Source organism: Stenotrophomonas sp. GD03777 (assembly GCF_029842485.1).
Lineage (GTDB): Bacteria > Pseudomonadota > Gammaproteobacteria > Xanthomonadales > Xanthomonadaceae > Stenotrophomonas > Stenotrophomonas sepilia.
On record NZ_JAOCGL010000016.1, the window covers coordinates 25,434 to 51,384 of the forward strand.

At 65.6% G+C, this 25,951-nt stretch carries 28 protein-coding genes and 2 pseudogenes; 20 read left to right on the forward strand and 10 right to left on the reverse strand.

Going from position 1 to position 25,951, the window contains the following annotated elements; genetic code table 11:
* The first annotated feature begins 29 nt into the window (after positions 1-29).
* The 4 genes from N5E02_RS06070 to N5E02_RS06085 are packed head-to-tail and all read left to right on the forward strand — an operon-like array spanning position 30 to position 2,077.
* Positions 30-956 (forward strand): LysR substrate-binding domain-containing protein, encoded by a 927-nt coding sequence (locus N5E02_RS06070; protein ID WP_171956098.1) that lies wholly within the window; start codon positions 30-32, stop codon positions 954-956.
* Positions 953-1,414, forward strand: coding sequence for an AraC family transcriptional regulator (locus tag N5E02_RS06075; protein ID WP_279946062.1), 462 nt, complete (start codon positions 953-955; stop codon positions 1,412-1,414). The genes N5E02_RS06070 and N5E02_RS06075 overlap by 4 nt, the downstream gene beginning before the upstream one ends.
* Before the next feature lie 10 nt (positions 1,415-1,424).
* Positions 1,425-1,850, forward strand: a complete 426-nt coding sequence (locus tag N5E02_RS06080) for a VOC family protein (RefSeq protein WP_235649624.1) — start codon at positions 1,425-1,427, stop codon at positions 1,848-1,850.
* On the forward strand, positions 1,847-2,077 hold the full coding sequence (locus tag N5E02_RS06085) for a hypothetical protein (protein WP_235649623.1): 231 nt from the start codon (positions 1,847-1,849) through the stop codon (positions 2,075-2,077). The genes N5E02_RS06080 and N5E02_RS06085 overlap by 4 nt, the downstream gene beginning before the upstream one ends.
* 7 nt (positions 2,078-2,084) lie before the next feature.
* Here N5E02_RS06085 and N5E02_RS06090 read toward each other — a convergent pair whose 3' ends face one another.
* Positions 2,085-2,780 (reverse strand): HAD family phosphatase, encoded by a 696-nt coding sequence (locus tag N5E02_RS06090; RefSeq protein WP_005416634.1) that lies wholly within the window; start codon positions 2,778-2,780, stop codon positions 2,085-2,087.
* A gap of 140 nt (positions 2,781-2,920) precedes the next feature.
* Here N5E02_RS06090 and N5E02_RS06095 point away from each other — a divergent pair, with 140 nt between their 5' ends.
* Entirely contained in the window at positions 2,921-3,382 is a 462-nt protein-coding gene (locus N5E02_RS06095; protein WP_279946063.1) for a hypothetical protein, read from the forward strand.
* Between the two features lie 16 nt (positions 3,383-3,398).
* Here N5E02_RS06095 and N5E02_RS06100 read toward each other — a convergent pair whose 3' ends face one another.
* Entirely contained in the window at positions 3,399-4,139 is a 741-nt protein-coding gene (locus N5E02_RS06100) for a DNA/RNA non-specific endonuclease (protein ID WP_235649621.1), read from the reverse strand.
* A gap of 311 nt (positions 4,140-4,450) precedes the next feature.
* Complete coding sequence (locus N5E02_RS06105) at positions 4,451-5,464, reverse strand: DUF4034 domain-containing protein (RefSeq protein ID WP_065177777.1); 1,014 nt, start codon at positions 5,462-5,464, stop codon at positions 4,451-4,453.
* A 159-nt stretch (positions 5,465-5,623) separates the two neighbouring features.
* On the opposite strand from N5E02_RS06105, the gene N5E02_RS06110 reads away from it, so the two are divergent.
* Entirely contained in the window at positions 5,624-7,198 is a 1,575-nt protein-coding gene (locus tag N5E02_RS06110; RefSeq protein WP_279946064.1) for an alpha/beta fold hydrolase, read from the forward strand.
* 144 nt (positions 7,199-7,342) lie between these two features.
* Here the strand turns inward: N5E02_RS06110 and N5E02_RS06115 are convergent, their stop codons facing one another.
* Both N5E02_RS06115 and N5E02_RS06120 read right to left on the reverse strand, forming a co-directional pair.
* Entirely contained in the window at positions 7,343-9,187 is a 1,845-nt protein-coding gene (locus tag N5E02_RS06115) for a hypothetical protein (protein ID WP_164229172.1), read from the reverse strand.
* 50 nt (positions 9,188-9,237) lie between these two features.
* Complete coding sequence (locus tag N5E02_RS06120) at positions 9,238-10,101, reverse strand: NUDIX domain-containing protein (protein ID WP_279946065.1); 864 nt, start codon at positions 10,099-10,101, stop codon at positions 9,238-9,240.
* A gap of 308 nt (positions 10,102-10,409) precedes the next feature.
* Between N5E02_RS06120 and N5E02_RS20920 the strand changes: the two are divergent.
* The 4 genes and pseudogenes from N5E02_RS20920 to N5E02_RS06135 form a co-directional block, all read left to right on the forward strand.
* Positions 10,410-10,574: pseudogene (locus N5E02_RS20920) on the forward strand (PHB depolymerase esterase); the annotation flags it as partial.
* A gap of 165 nt (positions 10,575-10,739) precedes the next feature.
* A complete protein-coding gene (locus N5E02_RS06125; RefSeq protein ID WP_138951294.1) occupies positions 10,740-11,348 on the forward strand; it encodes a hypothetical protein in 609 nt (202 codons plus the stop codon).
* A gap of 173 nt (positions 11,349-11,521) precedes the next feature.
* Complete coding sequence (locus N5E02_RS06130) at positions 11,522-12,325, forward strand: trypsin-like serine protease (protein WP_164229174.1); 804 nt, start codon at positions 11,522-11,524, stop codon at positions 12,323-12,325.
* Between the two features lie 78 nt (positions 12,326-12,403).
* Positions 12,404-13,039, forward strand: coding sequence for a hypothetical protein (locus N5E02_RS06135; RefSeq protein WP_279946066.1), 636 nt, complete (start codon positions 12,404-12,406; stop codon positions 13,037-13,039).
* Here the strand turns inward: N5E02_RS06135 and N5E02_RS06140 are convergent.
* The 3 genes from N5E02_RS06140 to msuE are packed head-to-tail and all read right to left on the reverse strand — an operon-like array spanning position 12,996 to position 15,693.
* Entirely contained in the window at positions 12,996-14,024 is a 1,029-nt protein-coding gene (locus tag N5E02_RS06140) for a methionine synthase (RefSeq protein ID WP_279946067.1), read from the reverse strand. The genes N5E02_RS06135 and N5E02_RS06140 overlap by 44 nt on opposite strands.
* 42 nt (positions 14,025-14,066) lie before the next feature.
* The gene (locus tag N5E02_RS06145; RefSeq protein ID WP_279946068.1) at positions 14,067-15,044 is read right to left on the reverse strand and encodes a DUF1852 domain-containing protein; all 978 of its coding nucleotides are present in this window, start codon (positions 15,042-15,044) and stop codon (positions 14,067-14,069) included.
* A 55-nt stretch (positions 15,045-15,099) separates the two neighbouring features.
* Positions 15,100-15,693 carry an FMN reductase gene (gene msuE / locus N5E02_RS06150; RefSeq protein WP_139727133.1) on the reverse strand — a complete coding sequence of 198 codons (594 nt, stop codon included), beginning with the start codon at positions 15,691-15,693 and terminating at the stop codon, positions 15,100-15,102.
* A 75-nt stretch (positions 15,694-15,768) separates the two neighbouring features.
* Here msuE and N5E02_RS06155 point away from each other — a divergent pair, with 75 nt between their 5' ends.
* The gene (locus N5E02_RS06155) at positions 15,769-16,683 is read left to right on the forward strand and encodes a LysR family transcriptional regulator (protein ID WP_005416621.1); all 915 of its coding nucleotides are present in this window, start codon (positions 15,769-15,771) and stop codon (positions 16,681-16,683) included.
* A complete protein-coding gene (locus tag N5E02_RS06160) occupies positions 16,683-17,555 on the forward strand; it encodes a methylenetetrahydrofolate reductase (RefSeq protein WP_279946069.1) in 873 nt (290 codons plus the stop codon). Before N5E02_RS06155 ends, N5E02_RS06160 begins: the two co-directional genes overlap by 1 nt.
* A 6-nt stretch (positions 17,556-17,561) precedes the next feature.
* Here N5E02_RS06160 and N5E02_RS06165 read toward each other — a convergent pair whose 3' ends face one another.
* Positions 17,562-18,713: a serine hydrolase gene (locus N5E02_RS06165; protein WP_279946070.1), complete on the reverse strand. Its 1,152-nt coding sequence runs from the start codon at positions 18,711-18,713 to the stop codon at positions 17,562-17,564.
* A gap of 223 nt (positions 18,714-18,936) precedes the next feature.
* On the opposite strand from N5E02_RS06165, the gene N5E02_RS06170 reads away from it, so the two are divergent.
* The 4 genes and pseudogenes from N5E02_RS06170 to N5E02_RS06185 form a co-directional block, all read left to right on the forward strand.
* Positions 18,937-19,464: a DUF6622 family protein gene (locus N5E02_RS06170; RefSeq protein ID WP_279946071.1), complete on the forward strand. Its 528-nt coding sequence runs from the start codon at positions 18,937-18,939 to the stop codon at positions 19,462-19,464.
* A gap of 108 nt (positions 19,465-19,572) precedes the next feature.
* The gene (locus N5E02_RS06175) at positions 19,573-19,950 is read left to right on the forward strand and encodes a hypothetical protein (protein WP_065177798.1); all 378 of its coding nucleotides are present in this window, start codon (positions 19,573-19,575) and stop codon (positions 19,948-19,950) included.
* A 113-nt stretch (positions 19,951-20,063) separates the two neighbouring features.
* On the forward strand, positions 20,064-20,534 hold the full coding sequence (locus N5E02_RS06180; RefSeq protein WP_262220010.1) for a hypothetical protein: 471 nt from the start codon (positions 20,064-20,066) through the stop codon (positions 20,532-20,534).
* A gap of 44 nt (positions 20,535-20,578) precedes the next feature.
* Positions 20,579-20,786, forward strand: a pseudogene (locus tag N5E02_RS06185) (hypothetical protein); the annotation flags it as partial.
* A gap of 309 nt (positions 20,787-21,095) precedes the next feature.
* Here N5E02_RS06185 and N5E02_RS06190 read toward each other — a convergent pair.
* Positions 21,096-21,998, reverse strand: a complete 903-nt coding sequence (locus tag N5E02_RS06190; protein WP_053496567.1) for a LysR family transcriptional regulator — start codon at positions 21,996-21,998, stop codon at positions 21,096-21,098.
* 109 nt (positions 21,999-22,107) lie between these two features.
* Here N5E02_RS06190 and N5E02_RS06195 point away from each other — a divergent pair, with 109 nt between their 5' ends.
* The 4 genes from N5E02_RS06195 to N5E02_RS06210 all read left to right on the forward strand — a co-directional run.
* Positions 22,108-23,229, forward strand: a complete 1,122-nt coding sequence (locus tag N5E02_RS06195) for a 4-oxalomesaconate tautomerase (RefSeq protein ID WP_065177790.1) — start codon at positions 22,108-22,110, stop codon at positions 23,227-23,229.
* A gap of 75 nt (positions 23,230-23,304) precedes the next feature.
* On the forward strand, positions 23,305-24,363 hold the full coding sequence (locus tag N5E02_RS06200) for an ABC transporter substrate-binding protein (protein ID WP_065186460.1): 1,059 nt from the start codon (positions 23,305-23,307) through the stop codon (positions 24,361-24,363).
* 14 nt (positions 24,364-24,377) lie between these two features.
* Positions 24,378-25,211 carry an ABC transporter ATP-binding protein gene (locus N5E02_RS06205; protein WP_005416613.1) on the forward strand — a complete coding sequence of 278 codons (834 nt, stop codon included), beginning with the start codon at positions 24,378-24,380 and terminating at the stop codon, positions 25,209-25,211.
* Positions 25,195-25,951, forward strand: a 757-nt coding sequence (locus tag N5E02_RS06210; RefSeq protein WP_279732021.1) for an ABC transporter permease, incomplete at its 3' end; no start/stop codon positions are given. The genes N5E02_RS06205 and N5E02_RS06210, both read left to right, overlap by 17 nt.

Here is a 25,951-nt window from a genome sequence, read left to right on the forward strand (position 1 = left end):
GATATCGGGCCTCAGGCTAAGCCACACTTATGGTGACCCAACGCCAGCTTCCATCGCTTGTCGCCATCCGCGCCTTCGAAGCGGCGGCGCGGCTGGGCAGTTTCGCCCGTGCCGCCGAGGAGCTCGACACCAGTGCGGCATCGGTGAGTTACCACGTGCGCCGGCTGGAGGCCCAGACCGGTACCTGCCTGTTCCTGCGCCATGCACAGCATGTGGAACTGACGGCAGCGGGTGCCAGCGTCGCGCAGGAGGCCACCCGGGCCTTCGACGCGCTTCGTGCCAGTTTCATGCGTGCCGCTGACATGGATGCGGCGCGATTGCGCCTGTCCGTATTGCCCACGCTGGGTACCAGCTGGTTGACGCCGCGGCTGGGCAGCTTCCGTGCCCGCCATAGGAACATCGTGCTGGAACTGGACCTGTCGGCAGAGCCCCAGGACCTGGCCGCCGGGCGTTTCGATGCCGCCATCCGCAATGGGCATGGCGGGTGGCCCGGGCTGCAGGCCACGCCCCTGTTCCCCAGCATTTTCACCCCGTTGTGCGCGCCAGCGCTGCTGCCGGCGGCAGACGGGCTCGGGCGCCGGGCCTTGGAGGTTCCGCTGCTCGGCAGGCCCGACTGGTGGGCACTGTGGTTTTCCGCACATGGCGCGGTTCCGCCGCCGGCCGAGGAGAGCCTGGTCAGCCCCTTTGCGGTAGAGCATCTGGACGTCGGCGCGGCCATTGCCGGGCAGGGCATCGCCATTGCTTCGCCAATCCTGTTCCAGGCCGAACTGGACAGCGGGCGCCTGGTGCAGGCACATCCCGGTGTGGCCAGCGACGGGCGTGGTTTCTGGTTCGTGGCACCGACGGCGCGCAGCCGGAGCGCGAAGGTCATTGCATTCGGTGACTGGTTGGGCGAGCAGGCCGCGCAGGCCAGGCATGCGGCGCGACATCATCTGGCGCGCACGGTGGCGGCATGAACCAGAGCCCTGAACTGCTGCGACGCCTGCTGCGTGCCAAGGACCGGATGGACCATGCCAGCCACGAGGACTGGCCGGTGGCCCGCCTGGCCGAAGTGAGTGCCGTATCCGCGGCGCATTTCGCGCGTTCGTTCAAGCAGGCATTCGGGCTGCCGCCGCACCGCTACCTGCTCAGCCGCCGCATTGAACGGGCCGTGGCGATGTTGCGTGACACCGACCTGCCGGTCACCGAGATCGCCGCGCAGACCGGCTGGAGCAGCCTGGGCACCTTCGGCCGCGTCTTCCGTGACATCACCGGCGACAGCCCGGGCAACGTGCGCGAGCGTGAGCGGGCCAGCCAGGCGACGCCGGCCTGCGTGCCGGAGTGCCACGCACGTGCCGCGCAGCGACCGGACCTGAACATGGCAGTTTTGGAGAAGCGCCGTCGCCAGGCGGTTGCTAACGTGGACCCCACCTGAGGGAGGTCCCATGACAAACACTGTGAACACGGTCGGCCTGTATGTGCGCGACCAGGATGAGGCGCTCGCGTTCTACGTCGGCATGCTCGGTTTCGAAGTGCACACCGATGTGCGCAATGGCAGCTACCGTTGGCTGACGGTACGCAGCCCCGGCCAGGACGGATTCCAGCTGGGGCTGTTCGTTCCGGGCCCGCCCACCCACGATGCGGCCACCGCGCAGGCACTGCAGCAGCTGGTGGCGAAAGGCGCAATGCCGCCGCTGGTGCTGGCCGTCGATGACTGTCGGGCGCGCTATACGCAATGGCTGGCACGGGGCGTCGAGTTCACCCAGGAGCCGGTCGAACGCTACGGCGCCGTCGATGCCGGATTCCGTGACCCGTCCGGCAATGGCTGGAAGATGATCGAAGCCCGCTCCGAAGCGAGGCGCCGTCAATGAGCCGGGGTGGCTGGGCACGGCCCGTGCATCGCTGGACCTCGATCCTCTTCACCCTGGCGGTGATCGCCAATTTCGCCGCTCGCGGGCTGGGGCAGGGCGAGCCGGCAGCGTGGATCACCTATTCGCCGCTGCCGCCATTGTTCCTGCAGCTGTTCACTGGCCTGTACCTGTTCGTGCTGCATTACACCGGGAAACGCCGCAGCGCCGCACTGGGCGCTGCAGGCTGAGGCCGCCTCAGGCGGCAGCGTCGGCGGCGTAGGCCGCCAGCAATGCCGGCAGCTGGTCCATGCGCTGGAAGATCACCTTCGCACCCGCAGCGCGCAGGGCCTCCGGCGTGCTGTGGTGCGGGCCGCCCTCGCTGAAGCCAAACACGGTGGCACCCGCCGCGACGCCGGCGGTCGCTCCGGTCACGGTGTCTTCAATGACCGCGCAGCGCTTCGGATCCACACCCAGCGCGGCAGCGGCCGCCAGGTAGACGTCCGGGTGCGGCTTGGTGTTCGGCATGTCCTGGCCGCTGTAGACGTGGTCACCGAAGGCATCGAGGATGCCGACCTTGCCCAGCTGCAGTTTCACCTTGATCAGGTCGGCACCGGACGCGCAGGCAATGCGGCCACCGGTCGCTGCGGCGATCGCACGCACGGCCTCGGGCGCCCCCCGGATCGGCTCCAGATCCCGTTCCAGCGCCCGGTTGCGCTGCTGGCGGAACTCCTCCAGCCATTCCTCGGTGAACGGCTTGCCGGTGCGCTCTGCGATCAGCCCGGCCAGATGGGCCACGGATTGGCCCAGGAAGACCTCGCCGGCCTGCGCCGGGGTCAGCGGCCAGCCGCGTGCGGTCAGCATTTCCGAGAGCACGCGGGCCACCAGCGGCTCGGAATCGACCAGTACGCCGTCGCAGTCGAACAGCACGGCATCGAAGGGGAAACGGGACATCTACTACTCCGGGAACAGCCAAAAGGGCGAAGCGCCCGCCATTTTCCCATAGCGGGACGGGCAGGGCACGTTGGCCACAGGAACGCTAGACTGCCGGGCCACCCCACCCAGCGCCTGCACGGGAATACCCCTTGAACCGAGTGCGATCCCAGGCCCGGCACCATCGCCTCATCAGTGCCGGCATCGCCGGCGCGGTGACGCTGGCCGGCAGCTGCCTGCTCCCCGTCCTGGTGTTGCTGCTGCCTGCGGGATTCTCGCCAGGCGAGTTCATCATGCCCGTCGCCGACGGCGCCGCGCAGTTGCAGATTGCCAGCCTGGTCCTGCTGGGGTCTTGCGCACTGGCCACGTTTGCCGGCCTGTGGGCCAGCGCGCCGTCGCCAGAACCCGCATCGACGGCGCGCAGGATGGTGGCGTCGCTGATCCTGCTTGCCACGACGCTGCTGATCATCCTGGCCAGCATGGCCTACCTGATGCGAATGCTGTCCGGCGGGGCGCCAACGACAGGGCGCGGGCTTGTCGTTGCCACCGTCGTCGGCGCCGCAGTGCAGTTCCTGTTTGCCAGAGTGCTGGCGTCACGATGGCTGCGCGTGCAGGCATCGTGATTCCTCCGCCTGCCGATCAGCCCAGGTCACACCCTGCAGGCTGTGGCCAGGTGGTGGCCGGCAGCATGCTTTTCAGCGAGGCCGGTGCGTTGATCGCCACATAGCTGGCGCCCAGCAGCTCCTCCAGATCGGCAATCGTCACCAGGTAGTTGTCCAGGCTGCCGAGGTTGGCCTCGTTGGGAATGATCCAGCTGATCGCCTTGGCGGTTCCGGTGTTCGGGTCACGGGTGATGATCGTCTTCCAGAAGAACTCCGGGGTCGGGATGCCATGGCTGGCGAGGAAGTAATCGTTGGCGGCGTCGCCGTAGACCACACCACCGTAGACGTCCACCGGTGCGATGTCGCGGTAGCACTCGGCCACGTTTTCGGCCTTCACCCAGATGCCCTGGTTGAAGCTGGACACCTGCGGCACGATGTTGGTCATGTAGTTGGCGCGACGGATGTAGGTCGCGTCGTAGTCCATGTGGTTGGACGTGACCAGATGGCCACGGTCATAGCCGGATCTGATGCTGGCGTAGGACGCGGTGCTGGTCTGGGCCAGGCAGCCGGCCGGCAGGTCCGGGTCCTTGTAGAAGCTGGACGGCCGTGCGGCCGAACCGGTATCGGCGGTAAGCGTGTACTCGTAGCGGGTGGCGCTGTGGATGCTGCAGTCGTAGGTCAGCACGAAGCCGCCCTTGTTGAGGGTGACCACCTGGGCCTGTGCAGCACCGGCAAAAGCACTGAGTACGATGGCAAAGACAAAGCCTGCAAGGCGCATTTCGATTCTCCAGCAGAAGATTCAGGGCGCAGCCGCCCGTCACGACCTGGCCGGGGCGAGGACATGCGGAGATGTTGCGGAGACGGATGCTGCGGATTGCGGTGGAGCCTGGCCGCGTTGTTGGGCCATCAGCCCTGCGGTGTCATAAGCGTCACAAGCTGGCGCCTTGTGGTCAATGACGAAAGGGCGAAGCTGTGATCATGCGCAAGCACTGGTGATATGTCAGATCACGCGGCGCGTGGATGACACGCGCGCGTGCTAGGCGCCTGGCAGGCCTGCCAGCTGCGCGCCAGGGCCTGCGGCGGCGGGCGCTACAGGAATGCTTCCTGTTCTTCGTCCGGCGCCAGGCATGCGGCCTTGCTTTGCTCGGTCGAGCTCGCAATGGCCGCCTCGTCGAAACCGCTGCGGCTCAACCACAAACGATTCCAGCGGACCAGTGCGTCGCTGTCGCGTGCCAGGCAGGCATAGCGGACGATCGATTCCAGGTTGTCGATGGTCGGGTACTGCTGAGCGATTTCGTCCAGTCCCTGGCGCATCAGCGGCCAATCGGGCTTCGCCGCGCGGAAGTGATCGGGCGAATACTCGGTGGCCGACCAGTACAGCCGTGCGTAGCGCATGGCCCGCTTCTTCTTTGGTGCGCTGGCCATCGAGTGCCGCGCGAAGGCTTCCATCTTCTGCGCGCTGCCGCCCCAGGCCGGCGTGAAGTACTCCATGGCAATGAGGTGCAGTGGTTCGTAGTCGGGGAAGGCCTTCGCTGCTCGATCAACGAGCGCCAGCATTTCGTCGTCATCCGCGCTTTCGCGCAGCGCGATCAGCACGTTCATCTCGTGCCAGAACGGGTCGCCGCCGGCAACATCCTCATGCGATTGCAGGTAGGCCCGCGAAACCGCGTTGTACTCATGGAACTGTGCCCAGTCTTCGTCGTTGACGGTGTTGGCGTATCCGTTGCCGCGGTAGCTCCAGGCCAGGTTGAGTGGAATCCGTGCGGTGATCAGGTGGGCCGCCGCAGACTTCGGCGCGTGCTGAACCCAGCGCGCCGCCCACGCAGACCAGTCGTTCCAGGCTTGAACCTCCTGCCGCGACGTGCCGATTGCACGCGACATGCAGATGTAGAAACGGCCGAGCCGGGATTGGCCGGCGGCGTTGAGCTCGCCCTTGCGGAAACGCGCGGCCATCGCGTCGAGTGCCGCAAAGTCGTCGTTGGCCATCAGCCGCGCAATGTCCGCGCAGTCGTTGGCGGGTTCGGGGGCATCTTCTGCCAACACTGAAGGGGCGAACAGGCAGGCAACGCTGGAGAGCGTGCCTGCGACGAGCATCCTGTGCATCGGGGGCGTCCTTGCTTTGATGGGAGACTGCGGAGGGCCCGCAGTGCCTCGAAGCATAGCAAGGCGCGCTTTGCGGCATGTTGCGTCGCAAGGTGCCAGCCACCATTCGCACTGGTACGGTCCGACCCGTTGCACCACCACCGACGGGGAGAGACGACGATGCGCAAGCTTTTGCTGCTGTTGATCCTGCTGACCGGGCTGGCGCCCACGGCCCTGGCGGCCACGGTCAAGACCACCCATCGCACCATCCCCAGCTGGGATGGCACGCCCCTCGGGGCCTTCGTCATCGAACCCCAGGATACCGGCAGTGGCCGCTATCCGCTGCTGGTGATGCCCAGCAGCTGGGCAGTGCCCAGCGTGGAGTACGTGGGCGTGGCACAGTCGCTGGCGCAGCGCGGCTATGTGGTCATCAGCTACAGCTCGCGCGGCTTCTGGGAGTCCGGCGGCAGCATCGACATCGCCGGGCCCGCCACGGTCGAGGACGTCAGTGCACTGATTGACTGGGCGCTGGACAACACCCGTGCCGACCCCTCACGAATCGGTGTATCGGGCATCTCCTATGGGGCCGGCACCAGCCTGCTGGCGGCAGCACGCGACCCGCGCATCAAGGCCGTTGCCGCGTTGAGCGGCTGGGCCGACCTGCAGGCGTCGCTCTACAGCCATGACACGCCCAGCGCGCAAGGTATTGCCCTGCTGGTGGCAGCCGGCCTGGCCACTGGCCGCCCCGGGGCGGAGCTGGCCACCATCAACGGCAATGTGCTGGTCGGCAACTACCAGGGGGCGGTGGACTCGCTGCTGCCGGTGGCGGCACAGCGCAGCCCGGCCAGCAGCCTTGATGAGATCAATGCCAACCAACCCGCGGTATTCCTCGCCAACGCCTTCAACGACAGCCTGTTTCCGCCGGGCCAGCTGGTCGACTTCTTCACCCGCCTGAAGGGACCCAAGCAGTTGCAGCTGCGCCATGGCGACCACGCCCTCAACGAAGCCTTCGGTGCGCTCGGCATTCCCAATGAGGTCTATGCCACGGTGGGCGACTGGTTCGACCACTACCTCAAGGGCGTCGCCAATGGCATCGATCGCCAGCCGGCGGTGCAGTTGAAGTCGCAGAAGGGCAGCTGGAGCCGTTATCCGGACTGGCAGGCCACCTCTACCGGCGCCGTAAGCTACGGGCTGACCGCGCCGACCGGGCTTCTGCTGCCCACCGGAGGGCTGGCCGAGAGCGGTGGCGGCACCGGTTGGAACTACCGGATCGGCAGCGGCCTGCTGACTGCCGCCAACTCCGGCGTGGTGATGGCGTCCGGCGCGCTGCAGATGTTCAACCTGCCGCCCGGTGCCTATGTACCATTCGTTGGCCGCAACGCAGCAGGCGTCTGGCAGGGCCCGATCTACTGGAGTGCACGCCGCCTGGATGGCGCACCGGAAGTGCGGTTGACGGTGACGCCCACTCGCGCCAACACCACGCTGTATGCCTACCTGTATGCCGAGGATATGCTGGGCAACGGCCAGCTGATCAGCCACAAGCCGTACACCCTGCGCGGTGCCACGCCCGGCCAGCCGAGAACCATCGATCTTCGCCTGGAAGCCAGCAGCTGGAACCTCCCGACCGGCAGCCGGCTGACCCTGGTGGTCGATACCGTGGACCTGCGCTATGCGGGCATCAGCCAGCTGGGGGGGGCGGTGACCTTCAGCTCGCCGGCCAACGCGCCTTCGGTGCTGAAGGTGCCGCTGCATTGATTCAAAGCCACACGGCCTTCGCTCGACGCCATGCCGGGCGAAGGCGTTTCCCGGTGGATCAGTTGCTCCGCACCTGTGCTGCGGCGGAGTTTGCGCGATTGATGCGATCCAGGTGCAGGGCAGGGGGGGCGCGGCTCACTCCCCCTACGGCAGCAACACTCGGATCATCTCGTGCTGCCTGGACAGGTTCGCCCGTTGCACGAAACCCTGGATGATCGAGGCCGCCACCTTGCGCTGGTTGTCCATGTCCAGCAACGGTGCGATGGCCTGTCCGGAACCATGGGGGCTGTCGTGGAATGGGCAATCGATCGGGCCTGCAGTGGTCAACGTCAGGATTGCCTTGGCCACGCGCGCCGACGGCGAATGCGGCGCATCGAAGATCACCAGCGTCCGCTCGTAGCTGACACCTGTGGCGCGTACGGTCGAGTGCAGGGAATCCTCGATGGTCATGTGCGCGCCGAGATCCTGGGCAAGCGCAAGGAAGCAGTTGGCCGCCGTCGCCTTGCGCAGCGTTGCAGGGTCGGTGCGGATGATCATCGCGCAGTCGACGCCGGAGATCGGCACCTGGGTGACATCCAGGTACGGGTTCTGTGCCAGTGTCCCGATCAAGGCGAGATCGTCGCTGTAGCCGCACGAAGCGGCAGGTGCACCCAGGCGTTGCAGCAGCGCTGCGACCCGTTGCACGCCCCATTGCCGCCCGTGCGCCAGACGCTGCGCGTGGGTGGCCGACAGCGCGCCGTGATCGAATCCCGAGGCTGACGCCTGCATGCGCGCCTTGACCATACGCATGCAGGCATCGACCTGCTGCATGCAGTCCGTGTCATCGGCGAACACCGGCGCCGCCGCGATGCCATCGATCACCCGGCCGAACGTCGCCAGGTCGCCCTGCTGGTCGCGGTACCAGTCGTGGATGCGCTGCACGTTGCGGCGACGTTTCTGCAGCTTGTCCGCGCCTGGCCAGCCGGGATAGGCAGCGATCTCGCACAGCATGGTCAGGCCTTCCCACAGGTGGTACTCCATGCTGGGCAGGGGCAGCCGCCAGCGCTCTTCAGAACCGGCATCCTCGGCAATCACCAGGTGGTTGCGGAGGATGTCCGACCACACTGTCACGGCCTCCACGGTATCGCGGCGCGGCGTGGTGACATCGATCAGTTCCATCAGGATCGGCCGCGGCGTCACCGGGTCATCGCCGGCAGGCGCCTTCGGATCCTTCACCCATCGCGCGTGCCAGGTATAGCCCATGCGATACAGCACGAACGGTTTGATGCCGTCGTTGAGGATGATGCCGGGTGGCGGCGGAGGGACAGGCGGCGGCTGCACGGGCTGCGGCAACGGTGGCTGCGGAGGGGGCAGCACGGACGGGCTTGTTACCGGCGCGGACGTGCCGATGCCCTTCAATGGCTCGCTGGTGAACAGATGCAGGCCCGCGCGGTCACGTTCGTACACCTTCCGGAACGTCTGCGGGTTGTCACATGTCACCAGGCACTGCTGGCCGGGCGGCACATGGATGTCCACCGATGCAAGATCCACCACCTGGCCGGCCAGCGGATTCTGGTTGGGTGGGAAGACGCTGATCTCCAGCGCGATGTTGAGGCCGGCACCCTGCATCACGTCGATCACGATGTCTTCAACACCGCCGTGCAGGGCGTCCTGTGCCGGGATCGGGATCCAGGGGTTGATCACCACCTGCGTGTCCCAGTCGGACCTGCCGAAATCGAACAGCGTCGGCGGCGGGTCTGCCGGGCGTTCAAGCAGTGCGTCCAGCGCATTGCCGCCCTTGACGTAGAAGAACATCAACGGCTCACCGGGTTTCAGGCTGTAATCCCGCCGTACCTTGCTGGACAGGCTGCGCAGCTGGTCCTTGATGTCGGCCAGGGCCTTCACCACGACCGAGCGGACGTCGGGATACACCTGCGCGTTGTTGATCTGCGCGGTGAGCTGCTTGCTGATGTGGCGCCGGGCCTCGCGTTCGGGCGTGCTCTCTTTCATGGTGGGCCTCGCTGGGGTGCAGGGGCGGGCAGGGGGGGCGAAGGGCCCTCTCAGCTGGAAGACAGCGATGCGGCCATCGCGGCGTACCAGTCAATCGACTGGCTGTAGGGCCTGGACATCTGCTGCAGCATGGTGGCGAAATCCTGCGTGCTGGGTGGCGTGACCGCCGCGCGTGCGCCCAGGTAGTTGCCAAGATCGGCGGCCGCCACCAGCTGTGCATGATCGATTTCCCAATCGGTCACCTCACTGGCGGTCGGGCGCATCACACTGGGCCTTGCCCGCACGTTGGCGCAGACTGCATCGGCGATGTTCTGCAGATCCCGGGCGACCGTCCTGAAGCGGACCAATGCATAGCGTCGATTAGGCTTGAGCAGATCCCGCGGGAAGTTGACGGTGTCGAGGGAGATGCCGGTTTCCTCCATGAACTCCCGGCGGGCAGCATCTTCCTCGGTCTCGTTGTCATGCCTGCGGCCGCCAGGGAGCGTCCATTGCCCAGCCTGGTTGACGACAACCATGGGAACCTGCGCCGCCCATGCGCGGGTGTCCCGGGCCAGGTTCTGTGCCGTCAGCAGCGCGGGCCCCCATGAATCCGGCGAGAACACCGGCAACGTGTTTGCCAGGTTCCTGATGCGCTCTGGCAGCGTGGATTGACGGAACAATCTGCGGGTGAGGTGGGTGACAGCAGATCCAACCTGGTCCGGATTCGGCGGTGACGCCTGCATCGCCTGGACGGCATTGCTGAGATTCATCAGGATGCTCTGGCCTTGGGTCGTCTCTGCATAGCCGGCGGATGTGGCAGCGACCTGGGCACTCTGGAGCAACGCAAGCGCAGGCTGCCAGTCCTCGTCCCGCGGCAATGCGGGAGATGCGGCGACTGTCAGGGCAGCGTCCAGTGCTTCTGCAGTCAGCACCATCACCGAATTGGACGCCCACCAGTTGTTGATGACCCGCTTGCGGGTGATCAGGTAATGGGTTCCGTTCCAGAGCGCAGCATAGACCTGGGGCATGATTCAGTCCTCCATCAAGCGCGGGGCGGGCGCGGTGGATCCACTGTAGGAGCGGGAGGCGAGGGAGAATCGGCGGTAGCGATGATGTATGCGGTGGAACCGACGGAGCAGGAGGGCAGGGGGCGTTGATTTCCCCGCATTGGGGCCAAGCCCGTGGCCGCCCGGGCGTCAACGACTCCCGGCGCCTGCCTCCGGGTCATGCAGTCCACGCAGCTTCTTCCTGCCACGGACAGGTGCCGGATGGGCGCGCCTACACGGTCGATACCTATGCCTACGGCGGCAGGACGCTGGTGCAGCACTATGTGGTGCAGGGGAGGGGGCATGCATGGAGCGGCAGCCAGTCGGACCTGCCGTTCACCGATCCCAAGGGGCCGGATGCAGGCGCAGGTCAGTTGCGCAGAACCATGCACGCCACCGCCCCACGAACCGCCTCGCAGGGCGGTCGCAGGGCTCAAGAAGTACTGCCGATGGTCGCTAATGCGCAGGGGTGGGCATGGCGCCCGCTCGATTGGGCACTTCTCGCCCACATATAAGGATGTAGTTCTGTGAGAGTTATTGTTGTTCTGGCGCTGGCGTTGTCCATCAGTGGGTGCGGGATGCTTCCGAAGAAGGAAACGCCCGAGCAGGCGGTGGCGGCATCCCGCTTCTATCCCGGGAAATCGATCGACCAGGTCAGGGCTGCTTCAATCGAGGTCTTGAACCTGCTGGCGCCCGGAAAGATGGAATTCGATGCTGGCGCGCCCGGTATCGCGGCGAAGCGCACCTATGGGTATGTCGAACGCCGCATGGGCTACCAGGGCACCATGACGACGTTCTACAACGTCAACATGACGGCGGTCAGCTGGTACACCGTTGCGCTTTCTGAAGAGGCCGGTGGTACGCGGGCCCGGTTTGCGCTGCAGACGCGTGCCGACGATCAGGCTTCGTACTGGGCCAACCCTGCTGTCCCGGCCATTCACAGCAGCTTCCGTCACGATCTTCCGCTGGACGGACGCCAGGGCACGGCCGATCTGAAGCTGTTCCATGATCGCGTCGAGCATGTGCTGGGGCTGCGTCCGAACTGGGTGTCATGCGGCGAAGTGAAGGAGCCAGGCAAGGTCCTTGAGCTCTGCGATCGCAGCGGCATCAGCGACGTCGGTCCGATCCGATCCTGACCGCTCCCGGGCCGCTCCTGTGTTGATGCGCAGGGCGGCTCGTGCAGCATCGTGGGTTTCATGGCCCGATTCTGCCGCTTCATCGACCCGTGCCAGGGTCTGGTCGTACGACATCCCCATGCTGGATCTGTTCGGCTAGGCTGGTCTGATCGAAGACGAGGATGAAGGTCATCATGAACCGCTGGATTCTCCTGGCATTGGCCACGCTCCCGTTCGCTGCCGGTGCCGTGGTCATCCGCGATGATGTTGACGATGCCAGGTACCAGATCGACGCATCGGTGTTCCCGGCACTGGCGGACATGCCAGGCGAGGGGCACGGCGTCCTGATCGCACCGCGCTGGGTGCTGACCGCAGCGCATGCCGCACCGATGGAGGGGATGGGCGCCACCATCACCCTCGATGGGAAGAGCTACGGCGTCGAGCGTGTCTTCCTGCATCCCGGCTACCGCAGGATGCCCGAGGCGCTGGGCGAGGAAGCCATGGCAACGGGGAGTGCGTCGAAAATCCACGCGTTTCTGGCGGCGTCCGATGACATTGCATTGATCAAACTTGCCGCACCGGTGAGCGATGTTCCGCCGGTCGCACTCTACCGTGGCGCCGACGAGGTCACGCAGGTCGCCGCCCTGATAGGGAAGGGCGCCACCGGCAACGGTGCGACTGGACTGGTACCCGGCGGGTCACATCGTACGACCCTGCGTCGGGCCTGCAACGCGATCACCGGCGGCAACGCGCGTTATCTCTGGTACCGTTTCGATCCGCCTCCGCAGGGCCTTCCCCTTGAAGGCGTACTCGGCAACGGCGATAGCGGTGGCCCGCTGGTGATCAGGAAAGATGGGGCCTGGCAGCTGGTGGGCCTCGGTTCCTGGATCACCGCCGTTCCCGAGCATGCGCTGGAGGCGGGTTTCTACGGGCAGGTGGTCTACAACGTGCGCGTGTCCCGCTACATCGATTGGATCGAAAGCATCATCGATGCGTGACGCGAAACTTCAGTTCTTGTTCCCCTGGCGCGACGGCGCGGAGCAGGCGTAGCGGAAGGAAGCGCGCCTTAACGATTCATGGTCAAGAACAAGCACACGGCGCGGATCTCAGCCGGTGCGACGGGCGCTCGTATCCTTCCCGGCATGAGTTCTCCCTTCGATCTTCCAGAGTTCATGACGGTCACCCGGCCCTCCGGCTGGGTGCAGAGCGGCGAGCGTTGGGACCTGTGGTGGAACGGGCGTTCCGTGGCCAACATCGTGCCGCATGCCGTGCTCGGGTTCCGGGTGTACCTGGACGCACGCAAGATGTCCCAGACCAAGGTGGTGGCCGCCACGAATGTGCGACAGGCCAGGCGCTACGCCGAGCGCTGGTGTGCCGCGCGGCTCTGCCCACAGCTGCGGCTGCGCGAGGCGGTGGCACGACTGGTGGACGTGGTGCCGGAAACAAGCGCTGCGCCGTCGCCCGCACTTTCGCGGGAACAACGGCAGCAGGCCCGCCGCCTGGCCGAGGCCGGGGCGGGTGAGGTGGTACGGATCAAACAGGCACTGGCGCCGCGACAGCCCGCGATGAAGACCCGGCCGGAGCTGCAGGGGCGAGGTGGAGCCTGGTCGATACCCGGGCAGGCTCGGTCAAGCCGGAATTCCAACGGCAATGCCTCCCCGGCCAGGCTTATGCCGAGAGTTCCTCGCGCACAATCCTCGCCCCCGCGCTGAGCGCGCGCAGCTTGCCCCTGGCCACATCGCGCGCCAGCGGCGCCATGCCGCAGTTGGTGCTCGGGTAGAGCTTGTCGGCGTCCACGAACTGCAGCGCCTTGCGCAGGGTGCTGGCTACTTCATCGGCGGTCTCCACCGTGCTGGAGGCCACGTCGATGGCACCCACCATCACTTTCTTGCCGCGCACCAGCTCGATCAGGTCGATCGGCACGTGGGAGTTGTGGCATTCCAGCGAGATGATGTCGAGGCTGGAGGCCTGCAGTTTCGGGAACGATTCCTCGTACTGGCGCCATTCCGATCCCAGCGTCTGCTTCCAGTCGGTGTTGGCCTTGATCCCGTAACCGTAGCAGATGTGCACGGCTGTCTCGCACGTCAGCCCTTCGATCGCGCGCTCCAGGGCGGCCACGCCCCAGTCGTTCACTTCGTCGAAGAACACATTGAAGGCCGGCTCATCGAACTGGATGATGTCCACGCCGGCCGCTTCCAGCTCCTTCGCTTCCTCGTTGAGGATCTTCGCGAACTCCCAGGCCAGCTTCTCCCGGCTCCTGTAGTGGGCGTCGTACAGCGTGTCGATCATCGTCATCGGGCCGGGCAGCGCCCACTTGATCGGCTGCGCAGTCTGGCGGCGCAGGAACTTCGCATCCTCCACGAACACCGGCTTCGGACGGCTCACGGCGCCGACCACGGTGGGCACGCTGGCATCGTAGCGGTTACGGATGCGCACGGTTTCGCGCTTTTCGAAGTCAACGCCGCTGAGATGCTCGATGAAGGTAGTGACGAAGTGCTGCCGGGTCTGCTCACCGTCGCTGACGATGTCGATGCCCGCGTGTTGCTGTTCCTGCAGCGACAGGCGCAGCGCATCCTGCTTGCCTTCAGCCAGGCCTTCGTCCTGCAGCTTCCAGGGCGACCAGAGCTTTTCGGGTTCTGCCAGCCAGGACGGCTTGGGCAGGCTGCCGGCGGTGGAGGTGGGGAGCAGTTTCTTCATCGGTGTCGGGTTGTCCTGGTATGCGAAGGGGAAATCGATGGATCAGCGCGCAGCCCACTGCTCAAGCACGGCGCGGTACGGCTTGATGAAGTGTTCTTCGGTGAACCGGCCCTGCTTGACCGCCAGCTGGCTGCGCTCTTCGCGGTCGTAGACGATGCGGGTGGACGAGTAATCCTGGTGCTTCAGGCTGGGCTGGTAGACCTTGCCGGCTACGGAATTGGCGTTGTAGATCTCCGGGCGGTAGATCTTCTGGAACGCTTCCATCGTGCTGATGGTGCCGATCAGCTCCAGGTTCGAGTAGTCGCCCAGCAGGTCGCCCTGGAAGTAGAACGCCAGCGGCGCGACGCTGCCCGGCGGCATGAAGTAACGTACCTGCAGGCCCATCTTGTCGAAGTAGTGGTCGGTGGCGGAGAACTCGCCCTGCCGGTACTCCACGCCCAGGATGGGGTGATGATTCTCGGTGCGGTGGTAGGTCCTGCTGCTGGAGACGCTGATGCAGATCACCGGCCCCTTGCGGAAGCTGGCGCGGTAGGCGTCCGATCCCAGGAAGTGCTTGAACAGCTTGCCGTGCAGGTCGCCAAAGCCTTCCGGAAGACCGAAGGTGGCCTTGCCCTCGTTGCTGGCCGGCAGCACCACGCTGAAATCGTAATCACGCACGTAGGACGAGAAATTGTTGCCGACGATGCCTTCGGTACGCGCGCCGGTCCGCGTGTCGACGATGGTCGGTTGCAGCACCTCGATCAACGGAAACGGATCGTTGCCGTCGGCGCCGTCGATGTGCATCTCCACCGAGATGATGTCCAGCTCGACGGCATAACGATCGGCGCTTGGGTTGTCCCAATGCGCCAGATCATTGAAGCGGTTGTTGATCATGCTGATCGTGTTGCGCAGGTTCTCCTGCCGGGATGCGCCGCGCGCCAGGTTGGCGAAGTTGGTGGTGATGCGCGTGCCTTCGGCCGGCTGGTAATCCTCGTTGAAGGGGATGCGCGTGATGCTGAAGGTGAAGGCGTCGTTCGTCATGGGCGGCGTTCCGTTTGCGGGGTGACATCCAGATGCAGGTCGGCGGCATCTGGCTTCAAAGGGCTTCGATGGCCTCGGCGGCGGCGACTGGCGCGCGGCGATGGGACAGCGCAAGCAGCGGCATTGCGCGCTGCACCGCCAGTCGTGCGCGCTGGATCAGCGCTTCGTTGTGCACGTGCCCCTCGGTGAAATCGCGGTCGGTGGCATACACGCCCAGGGGCAGGGTGCGGGCCTGGAAGAAGCTGAACAGCGGCCGCAGCTGGTGATCGATCACCAGTGCATGGCGGTCACTGCCGCCGGTCGCGGCCAGCAGGATGGGGGTATCGACCAGCGCGTCCTGGTCGATGAAGTCGAAGAAGTGCTTGAACAGCCCTGTGTAGGAGCCGCGATAGACCGGCGTGCTCACCACGAGGACATCGGCCCGTTCGACGGCCACCAGCTGGCGCTCGACAACCTCCGGGAGCTGCGAACGCCACAGCGCACCGGCCAGCTGCGGCGCCAGTTCGCCGAGTTCGATCAGCTGCTGTTCGCTGCGCATGTTCTCGCCGATCAGGCCCAGCAGGTGCTCGGCGAGGGTGGCGGCCCGGGAGGGGCGCTGCAGTCCACCGGAAACGGCGACGATACGGAGGGGGCGTTGGGATGAAGGCATGACCCGATCCTAGCCATGCCTTTCCATGACGTAAAATGGTATTACTTCACCTATCCATGAGTGAGATTCATCTTAATGTTGGAGCGGATCCACCTCAGCATCGTGCAGCAGGTCGAGCAGCAGGGCTCGCTCACCGCTGCTGCCGGCGTGCTCAACCTGACCCAGTCGGCGCTCAGCCACAGCATGAAGAAGCTGGAGCAGCAGCTGGGTACCGATGTCTGGCTGCGCGAAGGCCGCAGCCTGCGGCTGACCCAGGCCGGGCAATATCTGCTGGCAGTCGCCAACCGGGTGCTGCCGCAGCTGGACCTGGCCGAGGAGCGCCTGCGCCAGTTTGCCCAGGGCGAGCGCGGCGCGCTGCGCATCGGCATGGAATGCCACCCCTGTTACCAGTGGCTGCTGAAGATCGTCTCGCCGTACCTGGCCGCGTGGCCGGACGTGGATGTGGACGTCAAGCAGAAGTTCCAGTTCGGCGGCATCGGCGCGCTGTTCGGCTACGAGATCGACCTGCTGGTCACGCCCGATCCACTGCTGAAGCCGGGCCTGAAGTTCATCCCTGTGTTCGACTACGAGCAGGTGCTGGTGGTGGCCAGCAACCACGCCCTGGCCAAGGTGGACCACGTAAAGCCGCGCCAGCTCAGCCAGGAAGTGCTGATCAGCTACCCGGTGCCGTTCGAGCGCCTGGACATCTACAACCAGTTCCTGCTGCCGGCCGGCATCACCCCGCGGCGCCACAAGGCCATTGAAACCACCGACATCATGATGCAGATGGTGGCCAGCGGCCGCGGCGTGGCTGCCATGCCGCGCTGGCTGGTGGAGGAGTACGCCACGCGCATGGACGTGGTGCCCGTACGGCTGGGCGCCAAGGGCATCCCCAAGCAGATCTACCTGGGCGCGCGCGAGGCCGATACCGGTATCGACTACCTGCAGGCCTTCATCGAGCTGGCCCGTAACAGCTCGCCGCTTGCCGGCAATGTGGGCGGAGCGCGTTGATGTCGGCAGGCATGTCACTGCGGGCGGACGCCTTCCTCAACGCCTTTTCACTGGAAGTCAGCGCGAAGGCCATGCCCGCGCTGTGCGCCGAGGCGGATCGGATCCCGCGCGGTACGGTCATCTCCATTCCCTACCTGGCCAGCGAGGATGACGACACCCGCCTGGCCGCCGCGCACACGGTGCGCGCGCTCGGATTCGAACCGATGCCGCATCTCTCTGCCCGCCGCATCGGCTCGAACGCAGCGCTTGAGCGCTTCCTGGAGCGTGCTGCCGGCGAAGCCGGGGTCGCGCGTTGCCTGCTGGTCGCGGGTGACCTGGCCACACCTGCCGGACCGTTTGCCGACAGTGCTTCGATCATCCAGACCGGTGTTCTGGAGCAATGCGGCATCAAGGTCGTTGCTATCGGCGGGCACCCGGAAGGGCATCCGGCAATGCGCAGTGAAGAACGCTGGCAGGCGCTGGAGGGTAAATGCCAGGCCATCGAAGCACGTGGCATGGCCCCCTTGGTCGTCACCCAGTTCGCCTTCGATGCCGATACCGTGCTGACCTGGCTGGATGCACTGCGCACGCGTGGCATCGCGGTTCCGGTGCTGGTCGGTGTGCCGGGTCCAGCCAGCATCACCCGGCTGCTGCGATACGCCGCGATGTGCGGCGTAGGCGCCAGTGCATCGATGCTGGCCCGGTATGGCATCTCGATCGGCCGGCTGCTCGGCACGGCGGGGCCGGAGGTGTTCGTCGATCGACTGGTGAAGGGGCTGACCAGCGCCCATGGCCCGGTCAGCCCGCATTTCTTCCCGTTCGGCGGTGTTGCGCCGTCGCTGGAGTGGATGGCGCGGTACCGGCGGCGCATTTCAATCAGCCAGAGCGGATGATCCGCATCACTGCAGGAATCGCGTTGTCCGGGCGCCGGCATGTTCCAGCGCGGGCGCAGGCCTGGAAAGCCTCCCATTGCAGTGACGCATGCCCAGGTCGAGGCGCTCTGCAATACCCTGCGGGTTGATGTCTCCGGCGCGATTGATCAGCACGACGAGTGTTCTTCGATCGGCGGGACGGTGCCGGAGATACCCGGTGAAGCCTGCGGTTCCGCCGCCATGGCCGACGACCTTTCCGCCATCGGAAACTTCCCAGCCGGCCCCCCAGCCCGCGTTGCTGCCATTGGAGAGCAGTGTGTCGCACCACATCCGTTTCAGGGACGCCTCGGGCAGCAGTCGATGCTGGTCCAGCGCCACAGCAAAGCGCGCCATGTCCTCGATGCTCGCGAGCAGGCCGCCGGCGGCCCATGCCGAGCCCGGAGCAGTGGGAGGCGGCGCGCGCCAGTGGCCATCCTGGAACAGATGCCCTTGGGCAATCCGGCGCCGCTCCCCTGCACGACGCGGCCCCGCATCACGCATGCCCAGCGGCGACAGGATCTCCTCCTGGAGGATGCGCCAGTAATCCATGCCGGTCGCATGCTCGATGGCCAGGCCGAGCAGGATGTAGTTCGTATTGGAGTAGGCGTGCCGCGCACCGGGCGCAAACTCCAGCGGCCGCTCGGCCACCTCTGCAAGCAGTTCACGGGGGCCTGGATTCGTCGGCATCAACCGCAGGAAGTTGTCTTCATTCAGATAGTTGGGAATGCCTGAGGTATGGCTCAGCAGCTGCAGCAGCGAAGTGGATGCCCAAGCGGAAGGCAACCCCTCCACGTACAGGCCGATGGGCGCGGTGACGTCGAGCAGCTGCCGCTGCTGGAGCCGGAATATCAGCAGGGCCGTGAACAGCTTGGTGATCGACCCCAGTTCGAACACGGTATGGCGATCAATCGGTGCAGTCCGGCTGTCACTGAGCCGCCCGGTCGTGGACAGCGCGGCAATGCGCCCGTGATCGACCAGAACCGCCGCCATGCCAGGCTGCCGTTCGGCCTGCAGCAATGCGGTCAGCGAACGGCATCCCGCTAACGTCGCCCGGCTCGCCAGCGCCGATGATGCGGACAGGCCGCAGCCGGTGGCCAGCAGCGCCGCACACAGACGGCGTCGGACAGGGTCGTGGTACATGCGCGTGGCTCGCAGCGGCGTCGTGGTAATGGTAGCGCGGGCCGAAAGCGGGCCGGCGCAGGACGTACCGGGCGTATCTACCCAACAGCTGCCGGAGGCCGGGCAGCACGCCAGCGGGTCATCCCCGATGGCTGACAGCTGTCACTGGTTGCAACCCGGGCGGAAGCGAATAGTGAGCGCCAAGGCGAGGGCGCCTCGCCACCACTCACCAAGGGGACCGCTCATGAACATGCTCCAGCACCTCGCCTCGCAGACGCCAATCTGGGTGTGGCTGCTCCTGGCCTTCCTGATCACCCGTGGCATCGCCGCCATGAAGCCGGCCGAGACCTCGCTGCAGAAGCTTGCGATCGTACCCGCCTTGTTCGCCGTCTGGGGTGCGTGGTCGGTCAGTCATCGCTTCGGCGCTTCGCTGAGCGCCTGGAGCGAATGGCTGGCCGGCATCGCCACGGGCGCGACGCTTGCCTGGCTGCTGTTGAATCGATTGAAGCTGACGCTGGACCGCAGCACCGGCAAGCTCTGGCGCAGCGCGGACTTCAGCCTGCTGCCGCTGCTGCTGGCCACCTTCCTGGTGAAGTACGGCTTCGAAGTCGCATTTGCGGTGTCGCCGTCGCTGTCCGCCCATGCCGGCTTCAGTGCCGCCTACCCGCTGCTGACGGGCGGGTTCACTGGCATCTTCGTGGGCAAATACTGCCGGTACCTGGCCTCGTTGCGGATGGATGCGGCGGGCAAGGGGCTGGAAACCGCAGGCTGATTGTCCGAGGCGTGCCGGCCGCTGGCCCGCGGCCCCAGGCAGGGTTGTGCGGCGCTGGCGCAGGCGTCACGATGCCCGCCACTGGCCACCACCGGAAACGCTGACGTCATGAAGACCACATCCTGGTTCTGGATCAACGTGGTCAGTCACTTCAGCATTGTCGCCGCCCTGGCCTGGCTGCCCGCACGGTGGACGGGGCAACTTGTGGAGGCGCTGGCCGGGACGCAGCCGGCTATCGGTGATACCCGGTATTTGGCCTTCATCGGCGCCATGTTCGGCTTCTGCGTAACCGCGCTGATCCTGATGGGGGCGCTGACAGTCACTGGCGAACTGCTGGGTTTCTCCAGGCCCTATGCGCGGCGGCCGGAGTCCCGGAACGAAGCGCAGGTCGTCCACCGGAAGGTGTTGCTGGTTGCATTCGCCACGCTCTCGTGGGTGGCCGTGGGATCGCTCGCGGGTATTGCGTCGATCTTCGTGGCTTCGTGACGAGGGCGTTCTGTAGGCGCGGCAACGCACGGAAGCTGCTGTTCACCGGCTGGGGCGGAAGGTTGCGAATCCGCAAAGTCCAAGGGTCAGACAGGTTAAATGAAGGCTCCAAAATGAAGATTCTGATCTCTTCCCTCACGTTCCTGGGCCTGGTGGTTGCGGCAGGAATCGTTTGGATAACGTATCCAACCTCTCTCGAATCTGAGCTCAGAACATTCCGCCCACTTCCACCAGAAACATTCAAGATGCTTCGCGACGATGCGATCGCCTTCGCTCGGGCGAACGCATCGAAAGGCATTGCCATCGAAGCAGGCCCCCCGCAATCGAGCGTGTTCGAACTTCGGTGCAGAGAGGTTCCATTACTCCTGGTCGAGAACGGGCATGACCTGCTCACCCTCGATATCTTTGGATACGCAGACCGACGTGCGCCAGGCATTGCCAAGTTTCAGGATCAGACGATATCGAGACTGATCCCGGAGGGTCAGCCCGGCAAGCCCGGCCCGATTTCTGGAGAGCCCTCGGGGCTGGAGGCGCTCATCATGAAGCATCGAGACGGCATCGATGTCGCGCAGCAGTGCCATTGAATCCAGGGGCGATTGAAGTGCGCCAAACGCATTGATCTCCTGACTTCGAATCCGCCGCACCCTATGCACGCCGCCTGATCGACCAGGTGGGCGTGCCCGACGTCGATGCCACCGATGGGCCGCCACCGGCGGTGGCTCTGCAGCAACCGCGCGGTGCCAGCAATGCGCGATCATCGGTGGGGTAGCGTGACCACGCTGTCCAGCCTGGTGCGCATGATGTACTCGCGCGCAGGCGCCTACCCGGCCAACCAGTTCCACCAACATGGCCACTTCACGCGAAAGCGGCTGTCGCTAGAGAGCGGGTATCGTGATCCTCTGCAGATCAAGCTTGGCCCTGAGCGCATAGTGCTTGCGGGTGACCGGCACGGTGCAGGTCAGGCGGGGATCCAGGTAGTCCTTGAACAGCGGTGGCCGCCAAGCACCCAGATAGAACAGCCGATCCTGTTTGACCGCCGCGGGCAACGGCACGTCGGACAGGTCGCTGTCCGACGCATCGGTGATCAGGCAGGGTGCATGGCGGAAGCCCAGCCTGCGCAGCAGCCCAGCCAGATGTCCAGCGCCTTAGACGGTCCCGCGCCACTGGCTCATCAGCATCTGCAGAAAGCGCTCCGCCGTGGGCGAGAGCAGGGCGCCCCGGCGACGGACGATCCCGATCGTGCGCGATACCACAGGATTGCCGATCGCGCGTGTCACCAGGGTGGGGTGATCCCCGTCCGGCGTGGCCATCTTCGGTAGCACCGACACGCCGATACCGGCCTCGACCATGCCCAGTGACGTCGACAGGTGCGTCACCTCGTAGTGCCAGCTCAACTTGAGGTTCTCGCGCGCCAGCGCGCCGTCCAGCAGCGTGCGGTTGCCGCTGGTGCGATGCACGGTGATCAGCTGGTGCTCGGCCAGATCAGCCCATTCCACCTTGCGCTTGCGGGCCAGCGGATGATCACGTCGGCAGGCGAGGACGAAGGGGTCCTCAGCCAGTACGTCGAAGTCGAGATTGGGATCGTTGGCGCCCATGAAGTTGATGCCGAACTCGACTTCGCCACGTTCCACTGCCTGCAGACCCTCCGTCGCCGGGATATCCAGGATGCGGAAGCGCACGTTCGGGTGCGCTTCGTGGAAACGCGCCATCACGCTGGGCAGGAAGTAGAACGCCGCCGTCGGCAGGCACGCGATGGTCACGGTGGCGCCGCGGGTGTCCTCCCGGCCGCGCAGTGAGAACAGCGAGCCATCGAATTCCTCCAGCATGCGGCGTACCAGCGGCAGCAGGTTCTCGCCGACAGCGGTGGTACTGACGCTGCGCGTGGTGCGCTCCAGCAGTGGCGAACCCACGGCCTGCTCCAGCTTCTGGATCCGTCGGCTGAGTGCTGGCTGGGAGACGTGCAGGATTTCCGCGGCGCGATGGAAGCTGCGGGTCTCCGAGACCAGCAGGAACGCACGCAGATCCAGGATTTCGCAATTGATGCTCATTGGGTATCAATCATCCGAAAATCAGCAATTCACAGATCAATTGAGGTCATGCCAGTATCGAATCACAGAGGGGTCATTCATTCCCTATACGCATCAATCTAGCACACGTATGTCCAACGATCTGCTCAGCATTCCCTGCGTGCTCATGCGCGGCGGTACCTCCAAGGGCCCGTTCTTCCTGGCCAGCGACCTTCCGATGGACATCGCTGAACGCGATCGCCTGCTGCTGGAAGTGATGGGCTCGGGCCATCCGTTGCAGATCGACGGCATCGGCGGTGGCAACGCGCTGACCAGCAAGGTGGCGATCATCGACAGCTCCAGCCGTCCGGACGCCGATGTCGACTACCTGTTCGCCCAGGTACGGGTAGAGCAGCAGGTGGTGGATACCTCGCCGAACTGCGGCAACATGCTGGCGGCCGTAGGCCCGTATGCCATCGAGCGTGGGCTGGTGCAGGCGCAGGATCCGCAGACCGAGGTGCGCATCCACAACGTCAACACCGGCAAGCTGATCATCGCCACGGTGGAAACGCCGGGCGGCAATGTGGTCTACCGCGGTGATACGCGCATTGCCGGCGCGCCGGGCTCGGCCTCGCCGGTCAGGCTCTCCTTCCTTGATGCGGCAGGTGCCCGCACCGGCAAGCTGCTGCCCAGCGGGCACGCGCAGGAGACCATCGATGGCGTGCCGGTCAGCCTGGTGGACTGCGCGATGCCGATGATGCTGGTACGTGCCGAAGACCTGGGCGTGCGCGGCGATGCCCCGCCCGCCGAACTGAACGCGGACGCGGTATTCATGCGCCGGCTGGAAGCGCTGCGCATCGAGGCAGGCGCCCGCATGGGCATCGCCGACGCCGGCAACAAGGTCATTCCGAAGCCGGTGCTGCTGTCGGCGCCGCAACATGGGGGCGATCTGCAGGTGCGCTATTTCATGCCGCATCAATGCCACACCGCGCTGGCCATTACCGGCGCTGTTGGCCTGGCCACCGCCGCCGTTACGCCGGGCACGCTGGCCCACACTTTGGTCGGATGCCTGTCCGTTCCCGGCAGCATTACCCTCGAACATCCGAGCGGGGCCCTGGAGGTGGGCCTCAGTCGCAGCTCGCAGGATGCGCCGGTCGTTGCCAGCGTCGTGCGCACCGCACGCCGCCTGTTTGAGGGCCGCGTGTTTGCCACCACGCCAGCACTTGCCGTGGCCGGTTCCACCCAAGCCCGCCAATGGACGTCAGCGGCATGATCTGAACCCGGACGGGCCGGCGCAGGTGCGCATGCCCGCCATTACAACGTAGATGCTTCACTCCTGGGAGGGATGATGTACAAGCAGTTCTTGATGGCCGCGCTGTGCGCGGCTGGTCTGGCCGCGGCCGGATGCAGCAACAGCGGGCGCACCGAAGGCGCATCCGCCGGCGGTGGTGACAATGCACCGGTACGCATCAGCGTCGGCTCCTACAACCTCAACAACCTGCCGTTCTTCATCGCCGACGCCAAGGGGTACTTCAAGGACGTCGGCCTGCAGGTGAAGACCGAGAACTTCGCCCAGGGCGGCTCCAAGGTATTGCAGGCGCTGGTGGCCAATTCCACCGACGTGGCCGTCGGCTTCTACGACCACACCATCCAGATGCAGGCCAAGGGCAAGGACGTGGTGGCCTTCGTGCTGCTCTCGCGCAACTCCGGCCTGGTGATGGCCGGCCGCGAGGATGCCACCTTCGATCCGGCCCGCCCGGAGACCATCAAGGGCCAGAAGGTCGGCATTACCGCACCGGGCTCATCGTCGGATTTCTTCGTCCGTCACTTCCTCGCCCAGCACGATATTCCGGCTGACAGCATCTCGTTGATCGGCGTCGGCTCGGGCGCCGCAGCGGTAGCCGCGCTGGAGCAGGGCAAGATCGACCTGCTGGTCAACTACGATCCTGCCGCCACCCTGATCACCGAACGCAAGGTCGGCAGGATCCTCCTCGACGCGCGCAGCGACGACGGCGCCCGCCAGGTCTATGGCGGCCTCTATCCAACCTCGGTGATGTACGCCAACCAGAGCTTCCTGGACAAGCGCCCCGAAGCGGCCGAGAAGATCGCCCGCGCCGAGCAGATGGCATTGAAGTTCATCGCCGACAACAGTGCTGAAGACATCGTTGCGGCGCTGCCGGACAGCTACGTCTCCGGCGACCGCGCCACCTATGCCCGCGCAGTGGAGAACGCCCGCGCAATCTTCACCCGCGACGGTCATTTCACGCCGGCTGATCTGGAAACGCCGTTGAAGGTGCTGCGCGAGTTCAATACGGACGTGGCCAAGGCCGACATCGATCTGTCCCGCACCTACACCAATGCCTTCGTCGAGCGTGCCAACGCCGCGGCGCCGGCTGCCCAACCGTAAGCGGAGGTAACCCCATGGCCCTCAATGCCACCGTGCGCCAGCTCAATGGTGCACCGCAGCTGGAGCCTGCACAGACCATGGTCGCGCTCAACAAGGTGACCATGTCCTTCGGCGAATTCACCGCCGTTCGTGATGTCGACATCCAGGTAGGTGATGGCGAGTTCCTTGCCATCGTTGGGCCAACCGGCTGCGGCAAGAGCACCATCCTCAATTCCGTGGCGGGCCTGCTGAAGCCGTCGTCCGGCCAGGTCAGCATCGACGGCCGTGCGGTCAGCGGCGTTCAGGAGTCGGTGGGCTACCTGTTCCAGCAGGACGCGCTGCTGCCGTGGAAGACCGCGTACCAGAACGTTGAGCTCGGCCTGCGTTTCCGTGGCGTGCCCGAAGCCGAACGCAAGGCCAAGGCCAACGCGTGGCTGGCCAAGGTCGGCCTGGCCGGTTTCGAGCATCGCTACCCCCACCAGCTGTCCGGTGGCCAGCGCAAGCGCGTGCAGATGGCGCAGGCGTTGATCGTCGAGCCGAAGGTGATCCTGATGGATGAGCCGTTCTCGGCGCTGGACATCCACACCCGGCACCTGATGCAGAACGAGCTGCTGCGCCTGTGGCAGGAGGACCGGCGCTCGGTGATCCTGATCACCCACGATCTGGAAGAAGCGATCGCCCTGGGCGACCGCGTGGTGGTGCTGTCCTCCGGCCCGGCCAGCCGTGTCGTGCGCAGTTTCGACGTGGATCTGGAACGGCCGCGGAACGTGGCCGAAATCAAGCTGGATGACCGTTTCACCGACCTGTACCGCGACATCTGGGCCTGCCTGCGCGGCGAAGTGGAGAAGAGCTATGCACGCCAAGACTGACAAGTTCATCCAACTGGCCCTGGTTGTGGCCGTGTTCGGCGGCTGGGAGGGCGGCATCGCGCTGGGCGTGATCGATCCGTTCTTCTTCCCATCGCCAACGGCGATCGTGCAGCAGGCCTGGACCTGGCTGTCCGATACCTCGTTCTACCAGCACGTCTACATCACGCTGACCGAAACCGCGCTGGGCTACATCATCGGCACCGGCCTCGGCGTGGCCGGCGGTGTCTGGCTGGGCCTGAGCCGCCGCTCGGCGCGCATCCTCGATCCCTTCATCAAAGGCTTCAACGCAATTCCGCGCGTGGTGCTGGCCCCGATTTTCGTGTTGTGGCTGGGGCTGGGCCTGTGGTCGAAGGTGGCGCTGGCGGTCACCCTGGTGTTCTTCACCACGTTCTTCAATGCCATGCAGGGCGTACGCGAGGTGAATCCGGTGGTGCTGGCCAATGCCCGCATCCTGGGCGCAAGCCGCAGCGACCTGCTACGCCATGTCTACTTCCCGGCAGCGGCCAGCTGGATCCTGTCCTCGCTGCGCACCTCGGTGGGCTTCGCCGTGGTCGGCGCGATCATCGGTGAGTACCTCGGCGCCTCGGCGGGCCTGGGCTACCTGATCGCGCAGGCAGAAGGCAACTTCAACGCCGTCGGTGTGTTCGCCGGCATCATCATCCTGGCCGCCTTCGTGCTGGTCATCGACGCGCTGCTGGACGTGGTCGAGAACAAGCTGATCACCTGGCGTCCCAACGCCC

Coding starts and splice junctions, on each gene's coding strand:
- N5E02_RS06070 (WP_171956098.1), top strand. CDS start 30: ATGGTGACCCAACGCCAGCTTCCATCGCTTGTCGCCATCCGCGCCTTC.
- N5E02_RS06075 (WP_279946062.1), top strand. CDS start 953: ATGAACCAGAGCCCTGAACTGCTGCGACGCCTGCTGCGTGCCAAGGAC.
- N5E02_RS06080 (WP_235649624.1), top strand. CDS start 1,425: ATGACAAACACTGTGAACACGGTCGGCCTGTATGTGCGCGACCAGGAT.
- N5E02_RS06085 (WP_235649623.1), top strand. CDS start 1,847: ATGAGCCGGGGTGGCTGGGCACGGCCCGTGCATCGCTGGACCTCGATC.
- N5E02_RS06090 (WP_005416634.1), bottom strand. CDS start 2,780: ATGTCCCGTTTCCCCTTCGATGCCGTGCTGTTCGACTGCGACGGCGTA.
- N5E02_RS06100 (WP_235649621.1), bottom strand. CDS start 4,139: ATGCGCCTTGCAGGCTTTGTCTTTGCCATCGTACTCAGTGCTTTTGCC.
- N5E02_RS06105 (WP_065177777.1), bottom strand. CDS start 5,464: ATGCACAGGATGCTCGTCGCAGGCACGCTCTCCAGCGTTGCCTGCCTG.
- N5E02_RS06110 (WP_279946064.1), top strand. CDS start 5,624: ATGCGCAAGCTTTTGCTGCTGTTGATCCTGCTGACCGGGCTGGCGCCC.
- N5E02_RS06115 (WP_164229172.1), bottom strand. CDS start 9,187: ATGAAAGAGAGCACGCCCGAACGCGAGGCCCGGCGCCACATCAGCAAG.
- N5E02_RS06120 (WP_279946065.1), bottom strand. CDS start 10,101: ATGGTGCTGACTGCAGAAGCACTGGACGCTGCCCTGACAGTCGCCGCA.
- N5E02_RS06130 (WP_164229174.1), top strand. CDS start 11,522: ATGAACCGCTGGATTCTCCTGGCATTGGCCACGCTCCCGTTCGCTGCC.
- N5E02_RS06135 (WP_279946066.1), top strand. CDS start 12,404: ATGGTCAAGAACAAGCACACGGCGCGGATCTCAGCCGGTGCGACGGGC.
- N5E02_RS06140 (WP_279946067.1), bottom strand. CDS start 14,024: ATGAAGAAACTGCTCCCCACCTCCACCGCCGGCAGCCTGCCCAAGCCG.
- N5E02_RS06145 (WP_279946068.1), bottom strand. CDS start 15,044: ATGACGAACGACGCCTTCACCTTCAGCATCACGCGCATCCCCTTCAAC.
- msuE (WP_139727133.1), bottom strand. CDS start 15,693: ATGCCTTCATCCCAACGCCCCCTCCGTATCGTCGCCGTTTCCGGTGGA.
- N5E02_RS06155 (WP_005416621.1), top strand. CDS start 15,769: ATGTTGGAGCGGATCCACCTCAGCATCGTGCAGCAGGTCGAGCAGCAG.
- N5E02_RS06160 (WP_279946069.1), top strand. CDS start 16,683: ATGTCGGCAGGCATGTCACTGCGGGCGGACGCCTTCCTCAACGCCTTT.
- N5E02_RS06165 (WP_279946070.1), bottom strand. CDS start 18,713: ATGTACCACGACCCTGTCCGACGCCGTCTGTGTGCGGCGCTGCTGGCC.
- N5E02_RS06170 (WP_279946071.1), top strand. CDS start 18,937: ATGAACATGCTCCAGCACCTCGCCTCGCAGACGCCAATCTGGGTGTGG.
- N5E02_RS06175 (WP_065177798.1), top strand. CDS start 19,573: ATGAAGACCACATCCTGGTTCTGGATCAACGTGGTCAGTCACTTCAGC.
- N5E02_RS06180 (WP_262220010.1), top strand. CDS start 20,064: ATGAAGATTCTGATCTCTTCCCTCACGTTCCTGGGCCTGGTGGTTGCG.
- N5E02_RS06190 (WP_053496567.1), bottom strand. CDS start 21,998: ATGAGCATCAATTGCGAAATCCTGGATCTGCGTGCGTTCCTGCTGGTC.
- N5E02_RS06195 (WP_065177790.1), top strand. CDS start 22,108: ATGTCCAACGATCTGCTCAGCATTCCCTGCGTGCTCATGCGCGGCGGT.
- N5E02_RS06200 (WP_065186460.1), top strand. CDS start 23,305: ATGTACAAGCAGTTCTTGATGGCCGCGCTGTGCGCGGCTGGTCTGGCC.
- N5E02_RS06205 (WP_005416613.1), top strand. CDS start 24,378: ATGGCCCTCAATGCCACCGTGCGCCAGCTCAATGGTGCACCGCAGCTG.